This window comes from Caulobacter sp. FV1ye6ST (genome assembly GCF_058681225.1).
Window position 1 is genome coordinate 5,044,005 of the sequence record NZ_CM178733.1, and the last position, 19,051, is coordinate 5,063,055.

At 68.3% G+C, this 19,051-nt stretch carries 24 protein-coding genes; 11 read left to right on the forward strand and 13 right to left on the reverse strand.

Annotation, left to right across the window (positions count from 1 at the left end):
- Positions 1–19: 19 nt before the first annotated feature.
- On the reverse strand, positions 20–553 hold the full coding sequence (locus tag ACW175_RS23935) for an SH3 domain-containing protein (protein WP_492102399.1): 534 nt from the start codon (positions 551–553) through the stop codon (positions 20–22).
- Positions 554–625: 72 nt separating this feature from the next.
- On the opposite strand from ACW175_RS23935, the gene ACW175_RS23940 reads away from it, so the two are divergent.
- Entirely contained in the window at positions 626–1,612 is a 987-nt protein-coding gene (locus ACW175_RS23940) for a 2-hydroxyacid dehydrogenase (RefSeq protein WP_099582013.1), read from the forward strand.
- Positions 1,613–1,616: 4 nt separating this feature from the next.
- Here the strand turns inward: ACW175_RS23940 and ACW175_RS23945 are convergent, their stop codons facing one another.
- The 4 genes from ACW175_RS23945 to ACW175_RS23960 form a co-directional block, all read right to left on the reverse strand.
- Positions 1,617–2,000 carry a group II truncated hemoglobin gene (locus ACW175_RS23945; protein WP_492102400.1) on the reverse strand — a complete coding sequence of 128 codons (384 nt, stop codon included), beginning with the start codon at positions 1,998–2,000 and terminating at the stop codon, positions 1,617–1,619.
- 78 nt (positions 2,001–2,078) lie between these two features.
- The gene (gene scpC / locus ACW175_RS23950; RefSeq protein WP_492102401.1) at positions 2,079–3,593 is read right to left on the reverse strand and encodes a succinyl-CoA:acetate CoA-transferase ScpC; all 1,515 of its coding nucleotides are present in this window, start codon (positions 3,591–3,593) and stop codon (positions 2,079–2,081) included.
- Between the two features lie 63 nt (positions 3,594–3,656).
- The gene (locus tag ACW175_RS23955) at positions 3,657–4,634 is read right to left on the reverse strand and encodes an alpha/beta fold hydrolase (protein ID WP_492102402.1); all 978 of its coding nucleotides are present in this window, start codon (positions 4,632–4,634) and stop codon (positions 3,657–3,659) included.
- A gap of 57 nt (positions 4,635–4,691) precedes the next feature.
- Positions 4,692–5,429: a HesA/MoeB/ThiF family protein gene (locus ACW175_RS23960; RefSeq protein ID WP_492102403.1), complete on the reverse strand. Its 738-nt coding sequence runs from the start codon at positions 5,427–5,429 to the stop codon at positions 4,692–4,694.
- A 5-nt stretch (positions 5,430–5,434) separates the two neighbouring features.
- Here ACW175_RS23960 and hslV point away from each other — a divergent pair, with 5 nt between their 5' ends.
- Together hslV and hslU are read left to right on the forward strand one after the other, a co-directional pair.
- A complete protein-coding gene (gene hslV, locus ACW175_RS23965) occupies positions 5,435–6,049 on the forward strand; it encodes an ATP-dependent protease subunit HslV (protein WP_492102404.1) in 615 nt (204 codons plus the stop codon).
- On the forward strand, positions 6,049–7,344 hold the full coding sequence (gene hslU / locus ACW175_RS23970; protein ID WP_492102405.1) for an ATP-dependent protease ATPase subunit HslU: 1,296 nt from the start codon (positions 6,049–6,051) through the stop codon (positions 7,342–7,344). Before hslV ends, hslU begins: the two co-directional genes overlap by 1 nt.
- Here the strand turns inward: hslU and ACW175_RS23975 are convergent.
- Entirely contained in the window at positions 7,341–8,243 is a 903-nt protein-coding gene (locus ACW175_RS23975) for a methylated-DNA--[protein]-cysteine S-methyltransferase (RefSeq protein WP_492102406.1), read from the reverse strand. The genes hslU and ACW175_RS23975 overlap by 4 nt on opposite strands.
- A gap of 58 nt (positions 8,244–8,301) precedes the next feature.
- Positions 8,302–8,778 (reverse strand): DUF2244 domain-containing protein, encoded by a 477-nt coding sequence (locus ACW175_RS23980; RefSeq protein ID WP_492102407.1) that lies wholly within the window; start codon positions 8,776–8,778, stop codon positions 8,302–8,304.
- A 54-nt stretch (positions 8,779–8,832) separates the two neighbouring features.
- Here ACW175_RS23980 and nth point away from each other — a divergent pair, with 54 nt between their 5' ends.
- Positions 8,833–9,540: an endonuclease III gene (gene nth, locus ACW175_RS23985; RefSeq protein WP_492105040.1), complete on the forward strand. Its 708-nt coding sequence runs from the start codon at positions 8,833–8,835 to the stop codon at positions 9,538–9,540.
- Here the strand turns inward: nth and ACW175_RS23990 are convergent.
- Positions 9,537–10,394 (reverse strand): ATP-grasp domain-containing protein, encoded by an 858-nt coding sequence (locus ACW175_RS23990; protein ID WP_492102408.1) that lies wholly within the window; start codon positions 10,392–10,394, stop codon positions 9,537–9,539. The two genes, nth and ACW175_RS23990, sit on opposite strands and share 4 nt — an antisense overlap.
- A 146-nt stretch (positions 10,395–10,540) precedes the next feature.
- Here ACW175_RS23990 and ACW175_RS23995 point away from each other — a divergent pair, with 146 nt between their 5' ends.
- Genes ACW175_RS23995 through ACW175_RS24020 form a run of 6 tightly spaced genes read left to right on the forward strand, consistent with a single transcriptional unit; the run spans position 10,541 to position 14,616 of the window.
- On the forward strand, positions 10,541–11,530 hold the full coding sequence (locus tag ACW175_RS23995; protein ID WP_492102409.1) for an adenosine kinase: 990 nt from the start codon (positions 10,541–10,543) through the stop codon (positions 11,528–11,530).
- A gap of 8 nt (positions 11,531–11,538) precedes the next feature.
- Positions 11,539–12,129, forward strand: a complete 591-nt coding sequence (hisB, locus tag ACW175_RS24000; RefSeq protein ID WP_492102410.1) for an imidazoleglycerol-phosphate dehydratase HisB — start codon at positions 11,539–11,541, stop codon at positions 12,127–12,129.
- A gap of 9 nt (positions 12,130–12,138) precedes the next feature.
- Positions 12,139–12,780, forward strand: coding sequence for an imidazole glycerol phosphate synthase subunit HisH (hisH, locus tag ACW175_RS24005; RefSeq protein WP_492102411.1), 642 nt, complete (start codon positions 12,139–12,141; stop codon positions 12,778–12,780).
- On the forward strand, positions 12,768–13,502 hold the full coding sequence (gene hisA, locus ACW175_RS24010; protein ID WP_199170688.1) for a 1-(5-phosphoribosyl)-5-[(5-phosphoribosylamino)methylideneamino]imidazole-4-carboxamide isomerase: 735 nt from the start codon (positions 12,768–12,770) through the stop codon (positions 13,500–13,502). Before hisH ends, hisA begins: the two co-directional genes overlap by 13 nt.
- A complete protein-coding gene (gene hisF, locus ACW175_RS24015; protein ID WP_492102412.1) occupies positions 13,502–14,284 on the forward strand; it encodes an imidazole glycerol phosphate synthase subunit HisF in 783 nt (260 codons plus the stop codon). Before hisA ends, hisF begins: the two co-directional genes overlap by 1 nt.
- Entirely contained in the window at positions 14,281–14,616 is a 336-nt protein-coding gene (locus tag ACW175_RS24020) for a phosphoribosyl-ATP diphosphatase (RefSeq protein ID WP_492102413.1), read from the forward strand. The genes hisF and ACW175_RS24020 overlap by 4 nt, the downstream gene beginning before the upstream one ends.
- Here ACW175_RS24020 and ACW175_RS24025 read toward each other — a convergent pair.
- From ACW175_RS24025 to timA, 4 genes are all read right to left on the reverse strand, one after another.
- Positions 14,613–15,185: a DUF4337 domain-containing protein gene (locus ACW175_RS24025; RefSeq protein WP_492102414.1), complete on the reverse strand. Its 573-nt coding sequence runs from the start codon at positions 15,183–15,185 to the stop codon at positions 14,613–14,615. The two genes, ACW175_RS24020 and ACW175_RS24025, sit on opposite strands and share 4 nt — an antisense overlap.
- A gap of 61 nt (positions 15,186–15,246) precedes the next feature.
- Positions 15,247–15,813 carry a Smr/MutS family protein gene (locus ACW175_RS24030; RefSeq protein ID WP_492102415.1) on the reverse strand — a complete coding sequence of 189 codons (567 nt, stop codon included), beginning with the start codon at positions 15,811–15,813 and terminating at the stop codon, positions 15,247–15,249.
- Between the two features lies 1 nt (position 15,814).
- Positions 15,815–16,987, reverse strand: coding sequence for an MltA domain-containing protein (locus ACW175_RS24035; protein WP_492102416.1), 1,173 nt, complete (start codon positions 16,985–16,987; stop codon positions 15,815–15,817).
- Positions 16,987–17,592, reverse strand: coding sequence for a TIM44-related membrane protein TimA (timA, locus tag ACW175_RS24040; protein WP_099582032.1), 606 nt, complete (start codon positions 17,590–17,592; stop codon positions 16,987–16,989). Before timA ends, ACW175_RS24035 begins: the two co-directional genes overlap by 1 nt.
- A gap of 144 nt (positions 17,593–17,736) precedes the next feature.
- Between timA and secB the strand changes: the two genes are divergently transcribed.
- Entirely contained in the window at positions 17,737–18,240 is a 504-nt protein-coding gene (gene secB / locus ACW175_RS24045) for a protein-export chaperone SecB (RefSeq protein ID WP_492102417.1), read from the forward strand.
- Positions 18,241–18,317: 77 nt separating this feature from the next.
- Here secB and ACW175_RS24050 read toward each other — a convergent pair whose 3' ends face one another.
- On the reverse strand, positions 18,318–19,004 hold the full coding sequence (locus ACW175_RS24050) for a response regulator transcription factor (RefSeq protein WP_492105041.1): 687 nt from the start codon (positions 19,002–19,004) through the stop codon (positions 18,318–18,320).
- Between the last annotated feature and the right edge of the window lie 47 nt (positions 19,005–19,051).

The window sequence follows — 19,051 nt, forward strand, 5'->3', positions numbered from 1 at the left end:
GATGATGGGGGATCGCCGCCTAACCCTTGCGACACTGCACAGCCGGATCGGCGCCCCAGATGTCGCTTTCTCTGGCCCAGCCGGCCGAGCCATCGGCGCGCAGCTTGCACCAGCCCTTCTCGCACTTGTCGAGCTGGGCGACCGATCGGCCCTTCAGATAGGCGCTGACCCTGGCCCCCGCCTTAGGGGCGTTGAGCAGGGGCAGGTTCGTCGGCAGCACCCGCATGGCCGAGCGGCGGCCATCGGTGGTGCGCTTGTGGACCCAGGCCAGGCCGCCCTCGGGGTCGCAGATCCGCCGCCACTCGCGCGTTTCGGCCACCACCTGCACCGGCAGGCCCTTGGCGTGGTAGATCCACAGCAGCCGATGCGCTTCGTCCGGACCATTGCGCGCATTGACCTCGGCATATTTCAGCGAGACGTAGCGCGGAACCTCCAGCCCCGACGGGGTGATCTTCGGCCCTTCCGCCCGCGCTGGTCCCGCCAGCAGGGCCAAAGTGACACCGATCAAGGCGAAACCCATTCGGGACGAACGATGTTCTGATTTCGACGGCATGTTGCTTGGCCCCCTCGGGCCCCTTTGCTACAGCTTTCAAACGCCCGTCAGAGAGAGCTTTTCAAACCGCCCATGGCCGCCCGCAAGCTCAAAGTCATCGTCACCCGCAAACTCCCCGATCCGGTGGAGACGCGGATGTGCGAATTGTTCGATACCGAACTGAACGTCTCCGACAAACCCTTGACGGCGGATGAACTCGTCGACGCCATGGGCCGCGCCGACGTGCTGGTGCCGACGATCACCGATCGTATCGACTCCCGCCTTCTGTCGCGATCCGGCGATCGGCTCAAGCTGATCGCCAATTTCGGGGCCGGCGTCGACAATATCGACGTCGCCACGGCCAATGCCCGCGGCATCATCGTCACCAATACGCCGGGGGTCCTCACCGAAGACACCGCCGACCTGACCATGACCCTGATCATGGCCGCCTCGCGCCGCATCGTCGAAGGGGCCGAAGTGGTCAAGTCCGGCGGCTTCCACGGCTGGTCGCCGACCTGGATGCTGGGTCGCCGCCTGTGGGGCAAGCGCCTGGGCATCATCGGCATGGGCCGCATCGGCCAAGCCGTCGCCCGCCGCGCCAAGGCCTTCGGCATGCAGGTGCACTATCACAACCGCAAGCCCGTCAGCCCGCGCATCGCCGAGGAGCTGGGCTGCACCTATTGGGAAAGCCTCGACCAGATGCTGGCCCGGATGGACTTCATCTCGGTCAACTGCCCCCACACCCCGGCCACCTACCACCTGCTGTCGGCCCGTCGGCTGAAGCTGCTGCGGCCGCACGCCATCGTGGTCAACACCGCGCGCGGCGAGGTGATCGACGAAGGGGCCCTGGCCAACATGCTGGCCAAGGGCGAGATCGCCGGCGCCGGCCTCGACGTCTATGAGCACGAGCCCGCGATCAATCCCAAGCTCCTGAAGCTGCCCAATGTCGTGCTGCTGCCCCACATGGGCTCGGCCACGGTCGAGGGCCGCATCGACATGGGCGAGAAGGTCATCGTCAACGTGAAGACCTTCATGGACGGCCACCGGCCACCGGACCGCGTGATCCCGTCGATGCTGTAGAGACCTACCGGGTCGTCATGTTCGCCGACATCCGGCCGTAGACCTCGTGCAGGGCCGCCGCCATTTCTCGGTCGACCTCGACCTGAGCCAAGGCGCGGCCCATCGCGTCAGTCCATTGACCGGCCGTCGCGACGTCGATCGGCATGGCGCGGTGCATCGACATCATGCAGACGCCGGGATTCGCGGCGAACCAGTCGCGCGGGCCGCCCAGCCAGCCGGTCAGCCAGCCCTTCAGCGCGGCGCGCACCGTCGTCATGTCGCGCGCGTGCATCGCCCGGAGACCGGCATAGGCAGGGTCGGTCTCGACGAGATCGTAGAAAGCCTCGACCAGGGCGTCCACGCGCGAAGCGCCGCCGATCTGGTCGAACGCGGTCTGCTGGTCGGTCATCGAACGCTCCGGACTCGAAGCCAGCAAGATCGACGCGATCGGCCGACCGCGCCTTGATGCGGCTCAAGCCTCGGAGCGCTAGCCGCGCATGTCCCCCGTCTCGATGAAGCGCTGGTGCCAGGCGAAAGCCTCCATCAGCAGCGTCGGGGACTGCTGGCCGTAGGAGTACCGACGCGCTCTTGCCAGGTAGTCCTTCAGCGCCGGGCGATAGTCCGGGTGCGAGCAGTTCTCGATGATGACCTCGGCCCGCTGGCGGGGCGAGAGACCGCGCAGGTCGGCCAGGCCCTGCTCGGTGACCAGGATCTGGACGTCCTGGTTGATGTGGTCGACGTGCGGAGCCTTCGGGACGATGGTCGAGATCTTGCCGCCCTTGGCCGTCGACGGCGCCATGAAGATCGAGACATAGGCGTTGCGGGCGAAGTCGCCGCTGCCGCCGATGCCGTTCTGGATCCGCGAGCCCATCAGGTGGGTCGAGTTCACGGCCCCGTGGATGTCGGCCTCGATCATGCCGTTCATGGCGATGCAGCCCAGGCGGCGGATCAGTTCGGGGTGGTTGCTGATCTCCTGCGGGCGCAGCACCAGGCGGTCGCGGAAGCGGGCCATGTCTGCGTTCAAGGTCGCGGCCGCCTCGGGGCTCAGCGAGAAGGCCGTGGCCGAGGCCATGAGCAGCTTGCCGGACTCCATCAGCTCCAGCATCCCGTCCTGGAGCACTTCGGTGTAGGCGGTCATGTTGTCGAACGGCCCGTCGACCAGGCCCGACATCACCGCGTTGGCGATGTTGCCGACCCCCGACTGCAGCGGCAGCAGGCTGGCCGGCAGCCTCCCGCGCGCCACCTCGTGGCGGAAGAACTCCAACAGGTGGCCGGCGATGGCGCGATGGTCCTTGCCCGGGGCGTCGAACGGCAGGTTGCGGTCGGGGGAGTCAGTCTCGACGATGGCGACGATCTTGTCCGGGTCGCAGCGGAAATAGGCCTCGCCGATACGGTCGTCGGGCCGCATCAGCGGGATCGGCACGCGGTTCGGCGGCAGGGCCGTGCCGTAGTAGATGTCGTGCATCCCCTCCAGCGCCTGGTTCTGCCAGCGATTGACCTCCAGGATGACCTTCGAGGCGCGGTCGATCCAGGTCTTGTTGTTGCCGACCGACGAGGACGGGATCAGCGAACCGTCGGGCCGGATGCCGCTGACCTCGATGAGCGCGGTGTCCAGCGGGCCCAGGAACCCCTGCCACGCCATCGGCGCGACCTGGGACAGGTGCATGTCGAAATAGTCCATCTCGCCGCGATTGATCTTGTCCCGGGCGATGGGGTCGGAGTTGTAGGGCAGGCGGAACTCGATGCCGTCGGCCTTGGCCAGGGCGCCGTCCAGTTCCGGCCCGGTCGAGGCGCCGGTCCAGACCCGCAGGCGGAAGCGGTTTCCGGCCGCGTGCTCGGCCTCGATGCGGCTGGCCAGGGCCATCGGCACGGCCTTGGGATAACCCGAGCCCGTGAAGCCGCTCATGCCTACCGTCTCGCCGGGTCCGATCAGGGCCGCGGCGGCGTCCGCAGGCATCACCTTGGCCTTCAGGCTTTGCAGTCCGATCCGCGATGGGCTCATGTCGTGCCTCCGTCCAAGCTGACGAGGCTTAGCCTAGCAGGCGGAGCGAATTCTTGATGCAGATCAACCTGGATTGGATGGGTATTTCACCGGATGGGCCTCCAGCCAGGCTTTCAGGTCCGCCGCCGAGCGATCAGGGACCTGCTCCATAGGCACGTGGCCCACGCCCGGATAGAGGATCAGGGTCGCGCCGGGTATGACCTTGTGGAACTTCTCGCCGTCGGCGGCCGGGATGAGGCGGTCGTCCTGGCCGACCATGACCAGGGTCGGGACGTGGATGCGCGACAAATCCGCCGCCTTGGCTTCCCGCCGCGAACCGGTCTGCAAGCCCAGCAGGATATCGCGATGCCCCGGGGCCCGGGCCAGGTCGACATAGCGATCGACCAGGGCCGGCGTGACCAGCTTGGGATCAAGATAGGCGGCGCGCAGGCCCTGGGCGACCAGCGGGCGGCTGTCGATGTCCTTCAGCAGCCGGCGGCCCAGCGGATTGCGCAGGATCGCGAAGATCGAGGCTCCGCCGGCCTTGGTCATCGGCCAGCCCGCCGCGTCGACCAGGACAAGGCGCTCGACCTTGTCTGGATGGTCCAGGGTGTAGGCCCAGGCCACCCCGCCGCCCATCGAATTGCCGCCCAGGGTGAAGCGAGTCAGGCCCAGCTTGCCGGTCACGCCGTCAACCACCGCGCCGAAACCGTCTGGCCCCGCCGTATAGCCCGGGGGCGTCCGTGTCAGGCCGTGGCCCGGGAGATCAAGGACGACCACGCGGTAGTCCCTCGACAGCGCCCTGGCCCAGGCGTCCCAGGCATGGGTCGAGGCCGAAAAGCCGTGAATCAGCACGATGGCCGGCGCCCCACGCGGCCCGAGGTCGCGGTAGTGCGCCCGCACGCCGCCCGGCAGATCCACATACTGGCTGTCGGCATAGCCATACCGCGCTTCCAGCGTGGGATAGGGTATGTCCGGCCGCTGGAGCAGGAACCAGCCCGCCGTGGCCAGGACGACGATGAGGACCAGGGCCACGCCCAGGCCGCGCAACAGCGTCTTCATCCCGCCACTCCCCGCGATGCGAACTCACACTAGGCTTTCAGAGAACGACGTTCTACGTCAAGCTCCACACGACGGACAATGGGGATCGGCCCCGATCCGCACCGTGCGAGTCTCGGCCGAAAGGGCGTCATAGATCAAGAGCTTGCCGGACAGCGGTTCGCCCGCGCCGACGATCAGCTTGAGCGCTTCCAGGGCCATCATTGATCCGATCACACCCGCCAGGGCCCCGACCACGCCGACCAGCGAGCAGGTCTCGGCGTCCGGCGGGACCTGGGGCACAAGACAGCGATAGCAGGGCTTGCCGTGGAACACCCCGACCTGGCCGGTCCAGCGACCCAGGGCGCCGCTGACCAGCGGCTTGCCGTGGGCCAGGCAGGCGTCGCTGACGGCGAAGCGGGTGGCGAAGTCGTCGGTGCCGTCCAGAACGAGGTCATACCGACCGACGATGTCGCCGGCGTTCGCGGCGTCCAGCCATACCTTATGGGTTTCGACCGTGGTGTGCGGGTTCAGAGCGCTCAGATGCTGGACGGCCGCCTCGACCTTGGGCCGGCCGACATCGGCGGTGGCGTAGAGCACCTGTCGCTGCAGGTTCGACAGCGAGACGGCGTCCGGATCGACCAGGCCAATGGTCCCGACCCCGGCGGCGGCCAGATACAGCGCGGCCGGCGCGCCCAGGCCGCCGGCGCCGACCATTAACACCCGAGCGCTTTTCAGCTTCTGCTGACCCGGACCGCCGACTTCGCGAAGCACCAGATGGCGGGCGTAGCGCTCGACCTCGCTCGCTGAAAAACTCATGGTGCTTGACCCTCCGGCCCGGCCTCGCCACATGCGAAGCCATGCAAAGCTCGACATCTTTCCCCGCCAACTCTTTTCCAAACTGGCACGGCACGACCATTCTGGCGGTGCGCAAGAACGGACAGACCGTGATCGCCGGCGACGGACAGGTCTCCATGGGGCCAACCGTCGTCAAGGGCAACGCCCGTAAGGTGCGACGCCTCGCGGGCGGCAAGGTGGTGGCGGGTTTCGCCGGCGCCACGGCGGACGCCTTCACGCTCATCGAGCGCCTGGAGGCCAAGCTGGAGCAGTATCCCGACCAGTTGGCCCGCGCTTGCGTCGACTTGGCCAAGGACTGGCGCACCGACCGCTATCTGCGCCGACTGGAGGCCATGCTGCTGGTGGCCGACAGGACCGCCATCTACACCGTCACCGGCGTCGGCGACGTGCTGGAGCCCGGCGAGAGCGCCGACGGCAATGCGGTGGCCGCGATCGGCTCTGGCGGAAATTATGCCTTGGCGGCGGGTAAAGCGCTGATCGACCAGGATCTCTCGGCTGAGGAGATCGCCCGCAAGGCGATGGCCATCGCCGCCGAGATCTGCGTCTACACCAATGGCAATCTGACGGTGGAAAGCCTGTAATGACCGAGTTTTCCCCCCGCGAGATCGTTTCCGAACTGGACCGCTACATCGTCGGCCACGCCGAGGCCAAGAAGGCCGTCGCCGTGGCCTTGCGCAACCGCTGGCGGCGCCGTCGCGTGCCGGCCGACCTGCGTGACGAGGTGACGCCCAAGAACATCCTGCTGATCGGCCCCACGGGCGTGGGCAAGACCGAGATCGCGCGCCGCCTGGCCAAGCTGGCCCAGGCGCCGTTCCTCAAGGTCGAGGCCACCAAGTTCACCGAGGTCGGCTATGTCGGCCGCGACGTCGACCAGATCGTTCGCGATCTCGTCGAGAGCGCCCTGGCCATGGTCCGCGACAAGCGCCGCGCCGCCGTGAAGGCGAAGGCCGAAGCCGCCGCCGAGGAGCGCATCCTCGACGCGCTGACCGGCCCCGGCTCGACCGCCGCTCGCGACAGCTTCCGCAAGAAGCTGCGCGCCGGTGAGCTGGACGACAAGGACATCGAGCTGCAGTTGGCCGACACCGGCGGCGGCGCCAGTTTCGAGATCCCCGGCCAGCCCGGCGCCCAGGTGCTGAACCTGTCGGAGATGATGAAGTCGTTCGGCGGCGGTCGCACCAAGACCCACAAGACCACCGTCTCGGCCGCCTGGACCCCGCTGATCGCCGAGGAAAGCGACAAGCTTCTGGACCAGGAAGCCCTGACCCAGGAAGCCCTGGAGCTGACCGAGAACCACGGCATCGTGTTCCTGGACGAGATCGACAAGGTCGCCAGCAGTTCGCAGCGCTCGGGCGCCGACGTTTCCCGCGAAGGCGTGCAGCGCGACCTGCTGCCGCTGATCGAGGGCACGACGGTCTCGACCAAGTACGGGCCGGTGAAGACCGACCACATCCTGTTCATCGCCTCGGGCGCCTTCCACGTCGCCAAGCCGTCTGACCTGCTGCCTGAACTGCAAGGCCGCCTGCCGATCCGCGTCGAGCTGAAGGGCCTGTCGCGCGACGACATGCGCCGCATCCTGACCGAGCCGGAAGCCAACCTGATTCGCCAGCACCAGGCCTTGATGCTGACCGAGGGCGTGATCCTGACCTTCACCGACGAGGCGATCGACACCCTGGCCGACGCGGCCGTGGCGGTGAACAACTCGGTCGAGAACATCGGAGCCCGGCGTTTGCAGACGATCCTGGAAAAGGTGGTCGAGGAGATCAGCTTCTCGGCGGCCGACCGCGGCGGCGAAACGGTGGCGATCGACGCGGCCTATGTGCAGGAGCGGATCGGCGCCCTGGCGGCCAACGCCGACCTGAGCCGGTTCATTCTCTAGGAAGCGGCGGAAACCGCCTCCATCCCCAGGATCGCCGCCTTCCGCGCCAGGCCCCAGTGGTAGCCGGTCAGCTTGCCGCTCTTGCCGATCGCCCGGTGACAGGGGATCAGCAGCGAGATCGGGTTGGCCCCAATCGCGCCGCCGGTGGCCTGGAACGCCTTGGGCTTGCCGGCCCAGCAGGCCACCTGGCCGTAGGTGGCGGTCTCGCCGGACGGGATTCGCAGCAAGGCCTTCCAGACCTGCACGTGGTAGGGCGAGCCGATCAGCACCACCGGCAACGGCCCCTCCCCGCCCGTGAAGGCGTGGATCGCCGTGGCCTGGGCGGCTTCGTCGTCGCGTCGCCAGTCGGCCGCGGGGAAGCGGCGGTGCATGTCGGCGAAGGTCGCCTCATCGTCGCCGTCCGAGAAGGCCAGGCCCGCCAGGCCGCGATCGGCCATCACGAACAGACCCCTTCCGAACGGCGTCGGCGCCCAACCCCAGCGTAGCCGCATCCCCGCGCCGCGTCGGCGCACCTCGCCCGGGGTCGCGGCCTCCTGGGCGATGAACAGGTCGTGCAGGCGCGAGGGGCCTGACAGTCCGGCGTCGAACGCCGCGTCCAACACCGTGCCGCCGGCCTCCAGCGAGCGCCGGGCCTCTGCGTGGGCGATGGCCGAGACGAAGCTCTTGGGGCTGACCCCCGCCCAGCGGGTGAAGATGCGCTGGAAGTGGAACGGCGACAGGCCCACGGCCTGGGCGGCCTCGTCGAGCGAGGGATGATCCGACCACCGCTCGGCCAGCCAGTCGAGCGCCTTGGCCATGCGGTGGTAGTCGACCGAGCGCTCAGCCAGACGAACCAGCTCTTCGCTAGCCGTCTCCGGGATCGCGGTCGTGAGAGGGGATGCGTCGTAGGCCATGCTCATAGGCTATGGCGCGCGCAGAACAGTGTCCGCCCGGTTCTTGCTGTGGGTGTCCTCGCGGTCATGACCAGCGCTCGTTTCGGGCCGCGCGGATGGCGTCCTGCAGAGTATCGGCGAAGTCCATGCGCTCGACCGGCGCCAGGGCGCGGCCGATGGTCAGGCGGCGACGGTAGATCATCAGGCGAACCCGCGCCTCATGCTCGCCCGGCTGCTCGACACCGACCCGCGTGAAAGCCGTGGGCGAGGTCCAAATCTGACGGCTGCCCTTCTCATCCTCTCGGCTGACCGTAATCGCCTCGGCTGTGACGCGCACGCGCTCGGCCCGACGCGCGGCGCGGGCGCTGGCCCTCAGACCCAGCCAGACGCCCAGCACATCCAGGCCCAGGAACGGCAGCACCACCGGCGCGCGCAGCACGAGCAGGAACAGGGCGATGAGCAGGTTGAAGGCGATGACCACGCCCAGCACGATCTTCATGCCCCTATCGCTCAGCGATCGGTTCGGCGTGATCAGCGTGTCCATGTAGGTCGGCGCGGCCATGGGTCGGAAACCTAGTCGCACTGCCAATGCTTGGCGAGACGTTCGTACCACGGCATGGTCCCCGCCATGGCCAAGCCCTCGCTCACGAAGAAGAAGAAACCCGCCCAGAAGCGGGTCAGCCCCGCCGAGCGCGAGCGGGTCGAGGTGCTGTTCGCGCGATTCGAGAGCCTGGAGCCGCATCCGAAGACCGAGCTCAACTACGCCAATCCCTACGAACTGGTGACCGCCGTGGCCCTGTCGGCGCAGGCCACCGACGTCCAGGTCAACAAGGCCACCGGCCCGCTGTTCCAGGTCGCCGATAGCGCCGAGAAGATGCTGGAGCTCGGCGAGGAGGGACTGATCAAGTACATCGCTTCCATCGGCCTGTTCCGCACCAAGGCCAAGAACGTCATCGCCGCCGCCCACATCCTGATGGACAGGCACGGCGGTCAGGTCCCGCTGAACCGCGAAGATCTGGAAGCCCTGCCCGGCGTGGGCCGCAAGACCGCCAGCGTGGTGCTGAACGAGCTGGACATCGAGCCCGCCATCGCCGTCGACACCCACGTCTTCCGCGTCGCCCACCGCCTCAAGCTGTCGGCCGGCAAGACGCCCGACGCGGTCGAGCAGGACCTGATGCGGATCGTGCCGCCGCCCTACCAGACCCGGGCGCACCACTGGCTGATCCTGCACGGGCGCTATGTCTGCGTCGCCCGCAAGCCCAAGTGCGAGATGTGCAAGATCAGCGACCTGTGCCCTTCGCGAGAGCTGTTCCTGGGGGCTTAGCCGATCGCCTTGATCACCGCCCGGGCGAAGGCCTCACCCTGGTCGTGCGCGTGTTCCAGGAAGAGATCCGGCTCGATCGCCTCCAGCTCCATCAGCTGCGGCGTGTGCTCCAGGCCCCGGATCAGATCGACGCGGGCGTAGGTCAGCGGCGCGCCGGCCGCTTCCAGCACCATCTCGGCCGCGCGCAGGGCCTCGGGCTCGGGCGCGATCTCGGTGGCCTTGCCGCCGAACTGCGGCTGGACGCGGAAGTCGCCCTCAACGGCGACCTTGGCCACCGCGTGGCTGAAATGGCCGTCGAAATAGAACAGCGACAGCTCGCCCTCCTCGCCCACCGCCGGCAGGAAGGGCTGGATCAGGGCCGGACCCGTGGGGCCGCCTTCGAGCGATCCGTGGCGTTTGACCCGAATGGTCTCGTGCGAACCGGCCGAGATCTGCGGCTTGACCACCACCTCGTCGACCCCGAAGGCGTCGAAAGCGGCCTGGACATGCTCAAGCGTCAGAACGTCGTGGGCGTGGGTCGGGACGACCGGCGCGCCCTTCCCCGCCAGCTCCACCAGATAGGTCTTGGTCGAGTTCCAGCGCAGCACCGCGGGCGAATTGACCATGCGGATGCCGGCCGCCTCGAAAGTGTCCAGCTGGGCGAACCAGTCGGCCTGGCGGGCGTGGTAGCCCCAAGCCAGGGACGGCATGACGAGACGGGCTTGGTCTCTCTCGACCCGATCCGTCCACGGCTGGGCGGCGATGGTCAGGCCGTGGCGGCGCAGCGGTCCGGCGAGGCGCTCCAGCAGCGGCGCCCAGCTGTCGCCATAGCGGTGCTCATCGCGGGCGGGGACCAGGATCAGGACGTCGGCCATCGGCATACTCGCGTTCAACGAAGCCTCGCAGCTAAGATGTCGCGACCAATCGGGCAAGGCTCGCGTTGCCATGGCCGCCCACTTCCTTTAATCGCCAAGTGTTTCGGGCTTGCCCGCCCTGTTCTTTCAAAGGTTTGTTCCGCTCCATGACCGCGCTCTACGACGTCGCCGGCATCGGCAACGCCATCGTCGACGTCATCGCCCAGTGCGACGACGCCTTCCTCGCCCAGGAAGGCCTGACCAAGGGCTCGATGGCCCTGATCGACCCGGCGCGGGCCGCGAGCCTGTACGACGCCATGGCCGCGGGCATCGAGGCCTCGGGCGGCAGCGTCGCCAACACCATGGCCGGCATCGCCAGCTTCGGCGGCAAGGCCGCCTATATCGGCAAGGTCGCCGACGACCAGCTGGGCCGCGTCTTCCGTCACGACATGAACGCGATCGGCTGCGTGTTCACCACGCCCGCTCTGGCCGAAGGTCCGGCCACCGCCCAGAGCCTGATCAACGTCACGGCGGACGCCCAGCGCACCATGTCGACCTATCTCGGCGCCTGCGTCGAGCTGTCCAGCGCCGATGTCGATCCCGAGATCATCGAGGCCGCCCAGGTGTCGTATCTGGAAGGCTATCTGTTCGACCCGCCGGAAGCCCGCCGCGCCTTCGCCAAGGCCGCCGCCCTGGCCCACGGCGCCGGCCGCAAGATCGCGATCACCCTGTCGGACAGCTTCGTGGTCGAACGCCACCGCGCCGGCCTGCTGGGCTTCATCCAGACCCAGTGCGACATCGTGTTCGCCAATGCCGCCGAGGTCTGCGCCCTGTTCGAAACCGACGACTTCGACGCCGCGACCAAGGCCCTGGCCGCGATGGTCGAGATCGCCGCCGTCACCCGCAGCGAAAAGGGTTCGGTCGTGGCCTCGGGCGGGCAGCTTCACGAAATCTCGGCCTACCCCGTGGAAAAAGTCGTGGACACGACCGGCGCGGGCGACCAATACGCCGCTGGTTTCCTCTATGGCCTGACCCAGGGCCTTCCGCTGCCGGTCTGCGGCCAGCTGGGCTCCCTGGCGGCCGCCGAGGTCATCGACCACTACGGCCCGCGCCCGCAGGTTTCCCTGCGCGAGCTGGCCGCGAAGAACGGACTCTAAGGACACCCATGGCCCGCACCGCTGAAGTGGTCCGCGAGACGAAAGAGACCCAGATCCGGGTCTGGATCGATCTCGACGGGACCGGCGCCTCGACGATCTCCACCGGCATCGGTTTCTACGACCATATGCTGGAGAGCTTCGCGCGCCACGGCGGCTTCGATCTCAAGGTCGAGACCAAGGGCGACCTGCATATCGACATGCACCACACGGTCGAGGACACCGGCATCGTGCTGGGCCAGGCGATCAACAAGGCGCTGGATGGCTTCAAGGGCATCCGGCGCTTTGGCCACGCCTATATCCCGATGGACGAGACCCTGACGCGCTGCGCCATCGATCTCTCCAACCGGCCGTACCTGATCTGGAAGGTCGACTTCAAGCGGCCCAAGGTCGGCGAGATGGACACCGAGCTCTTCAAGGAGTTCCACCACGCGTTCGCGATGAACTGCGGGGCGTGCGTCCATCTGGAAACCCTGTACGGCGACAACACCCACCATGTGGCCGAAAGCGGCTTCAAGGCCCTGGCCCGGGCGCTGCGTCAGGCGGTCGAGTTCGACCCGAAGACCGGCGGCCAGGCTCCGTCCACCAAGGGCGTGCTGTAAGGATCCTCCATGCAGACCGTCGCCCTGATCGACTACGGGTCGGGCAACCTGCGTTCGGCCGAGAAGGCCCTGCGTGAGGCGGCCCGCCGCCGCGCGCTCGACGCCGACATCGTCGTCACCGCCGATCCCGACCTTGTCGCCAAGGCCGATCGCGTCTTCCTGCCCGGCGTCGGGGCCTTCGCCTCATGCCGCGCCGGCCTGGACGCGACCGGCGTCTATGAAGCCATGAACCAGGCCGTGCACGGTCGGGGTGTCCCCTTCATGGGCATCTGCGTCGGTCACCAGCTGCTGGCCACCGAAGGCCTGGAGTTCGGCGTCACGCCGGGCCTGGACTGGATCGCCGGCCAGGTGAAGAAGCTCGCGCCGAGCGATCCTTCGCTGACCATCCCGCACATGGGCTGGAACGCCATAACCTTCGCCCGCGCTCATGCCCTGTTCGCGGGGATCGAGGACGGCGCCCACATGTACTACGCCAACTCCTTCGCCCTCGACGCGGCCGACCCGGCCGATGTCGTCGCCACTACCGACCACGGCGGCCCGTTCGTCGCGGCGGTGGCCAAGGGCAATGTCGCGGGCGTACAGTTTCACCCCGAAAAGTCACAAGCTTCAGGGCTCGCCCTGCTCGCCAACTTCCTGGAATGGCGCCCATGATCCTCTATCCCGCCATCGACCTGAAGGACGGCCAGTGCGTGCGTCTGCTGCACGGCGATATGGAGAAGGCCACGGTCTTCAACACTTCGCCCGCCGACCAGGCCCAGCGCTTCGTCAAGGACGGTTTCTCGTGGCTGCACGTCGTTGATCTGAACGGCGCCATCGAGGGCAAGTCGGTCAACACCGCCGCCGTGGAGTCGATCCTCGAGTCGATCTCGATCCCGGTGCAGCTGGGCGGCGGCATCCGCACGCTGGAAGGCGTCGAGGCCTGGATCGAGGCGGGCGTGTCCCGCGTCATCCTCGGCACCGTGGCCGTCCACGACCCGGACCTGGTCCGCAAGGCCGCACGCCTGTGGCCCGAGCAGATCGCCGTGGCGGTCGACGTGCGTGACGGCAAGGTCGCCATCGACGGCTGGACCGGCCTGTCGGACCTGTCGGCCATCGACCTGTCGCGCCGTTTCGAGGATGTCGGCGTCGCCGCCCTGATCATTACCGACATCAGCCGCGACGGCGCCCTGACCGGCGTCAATGTCGAGGGCGTGGGAGAGCTGGCCGACGCCGTCTCGATCCCGGTGATCGCCTCGGGCGGCGTGGCCGCCGTCGCCGACATCGAGCGCCTCAAGGCCCGTCCGGGCGTCGAGATCGCCGGCGCCATCCTGGGCCGCTCGCTCTATGCCGGCACGATCAAGCCGTCCGAAGCGCTGATCGCGGCGGCCGCCTGATGCTGAAGACCCGGATCATTCCCTGCCTCGACGTCAAGGACGGGCGGGTGGTCAAGGGGGTCAATTTCGTCTCCCTGCGCGACGCCGGCGACCCGGTGGAGCAGGCCCGCGCCTATGACGCCGCCGGCGCGGATGAGCTGATGTTCCTGGACATCACCGCCTCCAGCGAAGGCCGCGGCTTGATCCTGGACGTCATCTCGCGCACGGCCGAGGTCTGCTTCATGCCGGTCTCGGTGGGCGGGGGCGTCCGCCAGGTCTCCGACATGCGCCGCCTGCTGCTGGCCGGGGCCGACAAGGTCTCGACCAACACCGCCGCCGTCGAGAACCCCGACCTGATCGCCGCTGGAGCCGACGCTTTCGGGGCCCAGTGCGTGGTCGTGGCCATCGACGCCAAGCTGCGCGAGGACGGTTCGGGCTGGAACGTCTGGACCTATGGCGGCCGCAAGGACACCGGCCTCGACGTGGTCGACTGGGCCGTCAAGGTGGTCGAGCGCGGGGCGGGCGAGATCCTGCTGACCTCGATGGACCGCGACGGGGCCAAGATCGGCTACGACATCCCGCTCCTGAAAGCCGTGACGGGCGCGGTGAACGTGCCGGTGATCGCCTCGGGCGGCGCGGGCAAGACCGAGCACCTGGTTGAAGCCGCACGCGAGGGCCACGCCGCCGCCGTGCTGGCCGCCTCGATCTTCCACTTCGGCGAGATCTCGATCGGCGAGGCCAAGCAGGCCATGGCCGACGCCGGCATCCCCGTGCGCCTCGACACGATGAAGGGCGCCGCATGAGCCGCCATGTGAGCCGTTTGGCCGAAGTCCTAGACCGCCTGGCCGCGACGATCGAAGCCCGCAAGGGCGGCGATCCGTCGGTTTCCTACACCGCCAAGCTGCTCAACGACCCCGCGCTCGCCGCCAAGAAGCTGGGTGAGGAAGCGGTCGAGACCGTGATCGCGGCGGTGTCCCAAGGCCCTGACGCCCTGGCGGCCGAGAGCGCTGACCTGCTGTACCACTGGCTAGCGCTGATGGCCGCCTCGGGCGTCTCGCTGGACGCCGTGGCCGAGAAGCTGGAGGTCCGCGAGGGCACGTCCGGCATCGCCGAAAAGGCCTCGCGTAAGACCTAGCCCAGCAACTTGCTGAGAAAGGTCGAGTGCAGGCTCCAGCCCAGGAAGCCCGCCAGGCCCATCACCACGCCCATCGCTCCAAAGCTCCACGACGCCCACAGCGCCGCCGGGATCTCGACCAGCGCCGCCACCGCCGCGATCGATACGGCGATCGAGATCAAGGCGTCCGAGGCGTCGAACTGGTCGTCGTGGACGTTGAGGGCGTCGTATTGCGCCGAAAATCCATCGGCCTTGGCCTTGAGCACGGGAATCTCCGCCCGGTACTTGGCGATCTCGGTCTGCAGCCTCAGGGTCTCGACCTGGACGGCCTCCGCCGCACGATGGTCGCCGGACACCGACAGCAGGCGCGTCTGGTTCAGCGCCGTCTGGTCGATGTGGAGTTTGGTCTTGGTGGCCTGGTACTCGTTCCAGGTGTCGACGCTGTCCGACTGGGCCTGCTGCATGGCCTGGACGATGTTGCCGTCCTTGACGCCGCACAGGCCCATGAAGATCGACAGGGCCACGACGGTGATCGCCACCCGGCGATTGAAGCTCTTGTCCTTGGCCTCGGCCCCGATCTCGATGTCCATGCTCGCCTCCTGGCTCCAGCCAAGCTTTGCGAGCCGATCATGGCGAGGACGGGGCGGCGCCTCATCCCTTCCGCTTGAGGGCCACATAGAGCGCGCCGTCGCCGCCGTGCCGCTGGTCGGCGGTGGAGACCCCGGCGATCATGTCGCGCACGGCCGGCCCGGCCAGCCATTCAGGCGTGCGCTGCTTCAGCACCCCGTGGCCGACCCTGCCCTTGCCAGTGATGATCAGCACGGCGCGATGGCCCTCGTCATAGGCGCGGCGGATGAAACCCTCCAGCGTCGCCCGCGCCTGATCCTGGTCGAGGCCGTGCATGTCGAGGCGCGCGCCGATCGGGTCGTGTTCCTTCGCGATGCGGCGCTTGCGGTTGGGCTCGATGCGCTGGGCGGGGCCCTTCAGGGCCTTGGCGGGGGCCGGCTTGAGTTCCTCGGGGGCCACCCGCAGCGGGGCGATCGAGGCCAGGTGGGTCGGCTGTTCCACCGGGATCGCCGTCGCGCTCTTCACTGGCCGGATCCGCGCCTTGGACCGCATCTTCTCGGGCTTTTCCGGCGCGCGCGGCGTCACTGTCGAGGCGACGAGCTTCCAAAGGCGGCGGTCGTCCTCCGGGGCGGGCGGCGGCTTCTTGGCCATCCTACTGGGGAACGAGCCGGTACAGGCGCAGGGCGTGGCGTACGCGCCCGGCCTCGGCCCCAGCGGCCGCGCCCGTGCCCATGTAGAGATCGGCGCGGACATCGCCCTTGATCGCCCCGCCCGTGTCCAGCGTCACCACCAGGCGGCGATAGGCCGGGAAGGCGCCCGCCAGCTTCGGCGCGGCGGCATCCAGCCAGTAGAGCTCGCCCATGGCGTGGCGGCGAGGATCGATGGCGATGGCCCGACCGGGCGGCAGCGGCACGCCGGCCGAACCGACGGGCTCCTTGCCGTCATCGGGCAGCGTGCGGAAGAACACGTAGCGTGGGTTCAGCTGCATGATCGCGTCGGCCTCGGGCCCGCGATGGTTGGCCAGCCACGTCCGAATGGCGTCGCCCGAGGTGTTGTTGTCGGGCAGCAGGCCCTTGTCGCGCATCGCATTGGCGATCCCCACGAAGGGCTTGCCATTGGTCCCGGCGAACACCGCCCTGACGCGGCGACCGTCGGGCAAGACCAGCACGCCGGAACCCTGGATCTGCAGGAAGAACAGCTCCTCGGGCCGCATCCAGGCCAGGGGCTTGTCGGTCGGGGTCGCCTCGATCGTCGCGCGATCGGGATAGGGGACGAAGGTCGGACCCTCGACGTGGCCCGTGATCTTCTTGCCGACGAAGCCAGGCTCGAAGGCGCCCAGGTCCAGCACCACCAGATCGGCCGGCAGGCCGCGCACCGGCACGGTGAACTCGGCGTTGCGCGACATCCGCGCCTCGTACCGAGGGGCGAAATAGGCGGTGAGCAGGCCCTCGTCGCCGACCGGCTCCACCCGGAAATTGGCTTCCAGGAACGCGCGCGCGCCGGGCTCGTCCAGGACGGCGGCGTTGCGGGCCAGGCCGCAGACGCGGGTCATGGCCGGATCCTTGGCGACGCCGCAGCCGGCGCGGAAGGCGTCGAGGGCCGCGACATGGTCCTCTTCGGCCCAGCCCGCCAGGCCGGCGAACGACAAAGCCGTCGCCGCGGGGGTCGAAGGCGACGGCGGCGTGGCGTTGGTCACCGGCGGCGGGACAGTCGGCCCGGTCGCGGCGGGCGGCGGCGTGGTCGTCGTGCTGGCGCAGGCGCTCAGCAGCAGGACCGCCAGGGCCAGGGAGGCGAAGGCGGTCGGGACGCGACGGATCTTCGACATTACGCCTCGGCGGCGGCCACGAAGGCCAGGCGCCAGTTGGGATTGGCGCTCTTGACCTCGCGCTCGAAGGTCCAGAGTTCGGCGGTGCGACGATCGTCGACGCCTTCGCCGCGCTCGTCCTTGGTGCGGGTGCGCACCTCCGCCAGGATCCGCACCACGGCCTTGGCCAGGTCGCCGACCACGTCGATCTTCTCGAGGTCCAAGCGCGGCGGGGTGAGGAACTCGACCTTCTCGCTGCGGCCGGCCGTCTCGCGCGCGGCCATGGCCTGCTCGAAATTGTCCATGACGTCGGAGGCCAGGAGCGGCTTGAGCGTCTCGCGGTCGCCCTCGGCATAGGCCTTGACGATCTGCTCATAGGCCGAGCGTGCGCCGGCCAGGAACTTGGTCGGGTCGAAGTCGGGCTGCTTGGACTTCAGGGCCGCCAGGCCTTCGGTGCGCAGGATCGGATGCGTCTCGGTCGGAACCGGGGCGGCGCCGGGCTGGGCCGTCACCACGTCCTCGGGCTGACGACCAGTGCGACGCCCCAAGGTGGCGTAGAGCTGGTACAGAACGACGGCGGCGATCGCGGCGAGGAACAGGATCTGGAGCACTTCAAGGTCCGGCAACGGGCTTTGAGCCCAGGATATCGTTTATATATAGGCGAGACGCGTTCACCCGTCAGGCGCCTAACGTTGCGCCAGACTGGTCCCCATGGTAGCAGCGCCCACCTTTCTTAGGCGTTTTAGACGCCGATTACGGATTTTATCCTAATGACCGACACCACCGCCCCCAATGGCGCCCCCGAGGCGACTTCGGACGACAACGCCGTCGCGCAATCGGGCATCCGTATCCTGGCCCAGTTCGTCCGTGACTTCTCTTTCGAGAACCCGCTGGCGCCGGACAGCCTGCGCGCGGGCGCGGCCCAGCCGCAGATCGACATGGGCGTCGAGATGAATGCCCGCGGTCGTCCGGACGGCCTGTTCGAAGTGGACCTGAAGCTTTCGGCCCGCGCCCTGCGCGACGAGCAAGCCGTGTTCCATGTCGAAGTCGTGTACGGCGGCCTGTTCCACATCGAGGGCGTCGCCGAAGCCGATCTGGAGCCGGTGCTGCTGATCGAGTGCCCGCGCTTCCTGTTCCCGTACGCCCGTCGCCTGATCTCGGACGTCACGGCCGAGGGCGGCTTCCCGCCCTTCCTGATCGACCCGATCGACTTCGCCGGCGTCTACGCCGCGCGCAAGGCCCAGGCCGAAGGTCAAGTGGCCGGCAACGCTTGAGATCATCCCCGTTCCGGGCCGCGATCGCTGAAATGAACAGGCCCGGTCATCGCTGACCGGGCCATTTTCTTGAGCCGTTACGGCTGCAGTCGGTAGCCGCCCATTTCGGTGATCAGGATCCGCGCCGTGGCCGGATCCGGCTCGATCTTCTGGCGCAGGCGATAGACGTGGGTCTCCAGCGTGTGGGTGGTGACCCCGGCGTTGTAGCCCCAGACCTCGGTCAGCAGCTCTTCGCGCGACACGGGCTTGGAGCCGGCGCGATAGAGGTACTTGAGGATGTTGGTTTCCTTCTCGGTCAGCCGCACCTTCTTCTGCTTCTCGTCGACCAGCAGCTTGGCTGAGGGGCGGAACTCATAGGGACCGATGCGGAACAGCGCGTCTTCCGAGGCCTCGTAGACCCGCAACTGGGCGCGGATGCGGGCCAGCAGAACGCCGAAGCGGAAAGGCTTGGTGACATAGTCGTTGGCGCCGGATTCCAGCCCCAGGATCGTGTCGCTGTCGCTGGCCGCGGCCGTCAGCATGATGACCGGGGCCGTGACCCCGTTCTTGCGCATCAGGCGGCAGGCCTCGCGGCCATCCATGTCGGGCAGGTCGACATCCAGCAGGATCAGGTCCGGCTTGACCTCGCGCGACATCTTCACGCCCTCGCCGGCGGTCGAGGCCTCGGCCACGGCGAACTCTTCATGCAAGGCCAGCTGCTCGGCCAAAGCGCCGCGCAGGTCCTCGTCGTCGTCGATCAGCAGAAGCGTCTTGCGTTGCGCCATAAGGCGGAACATGCACCGCTGCGGCCCTCGGGGACAACCCCGAGCGC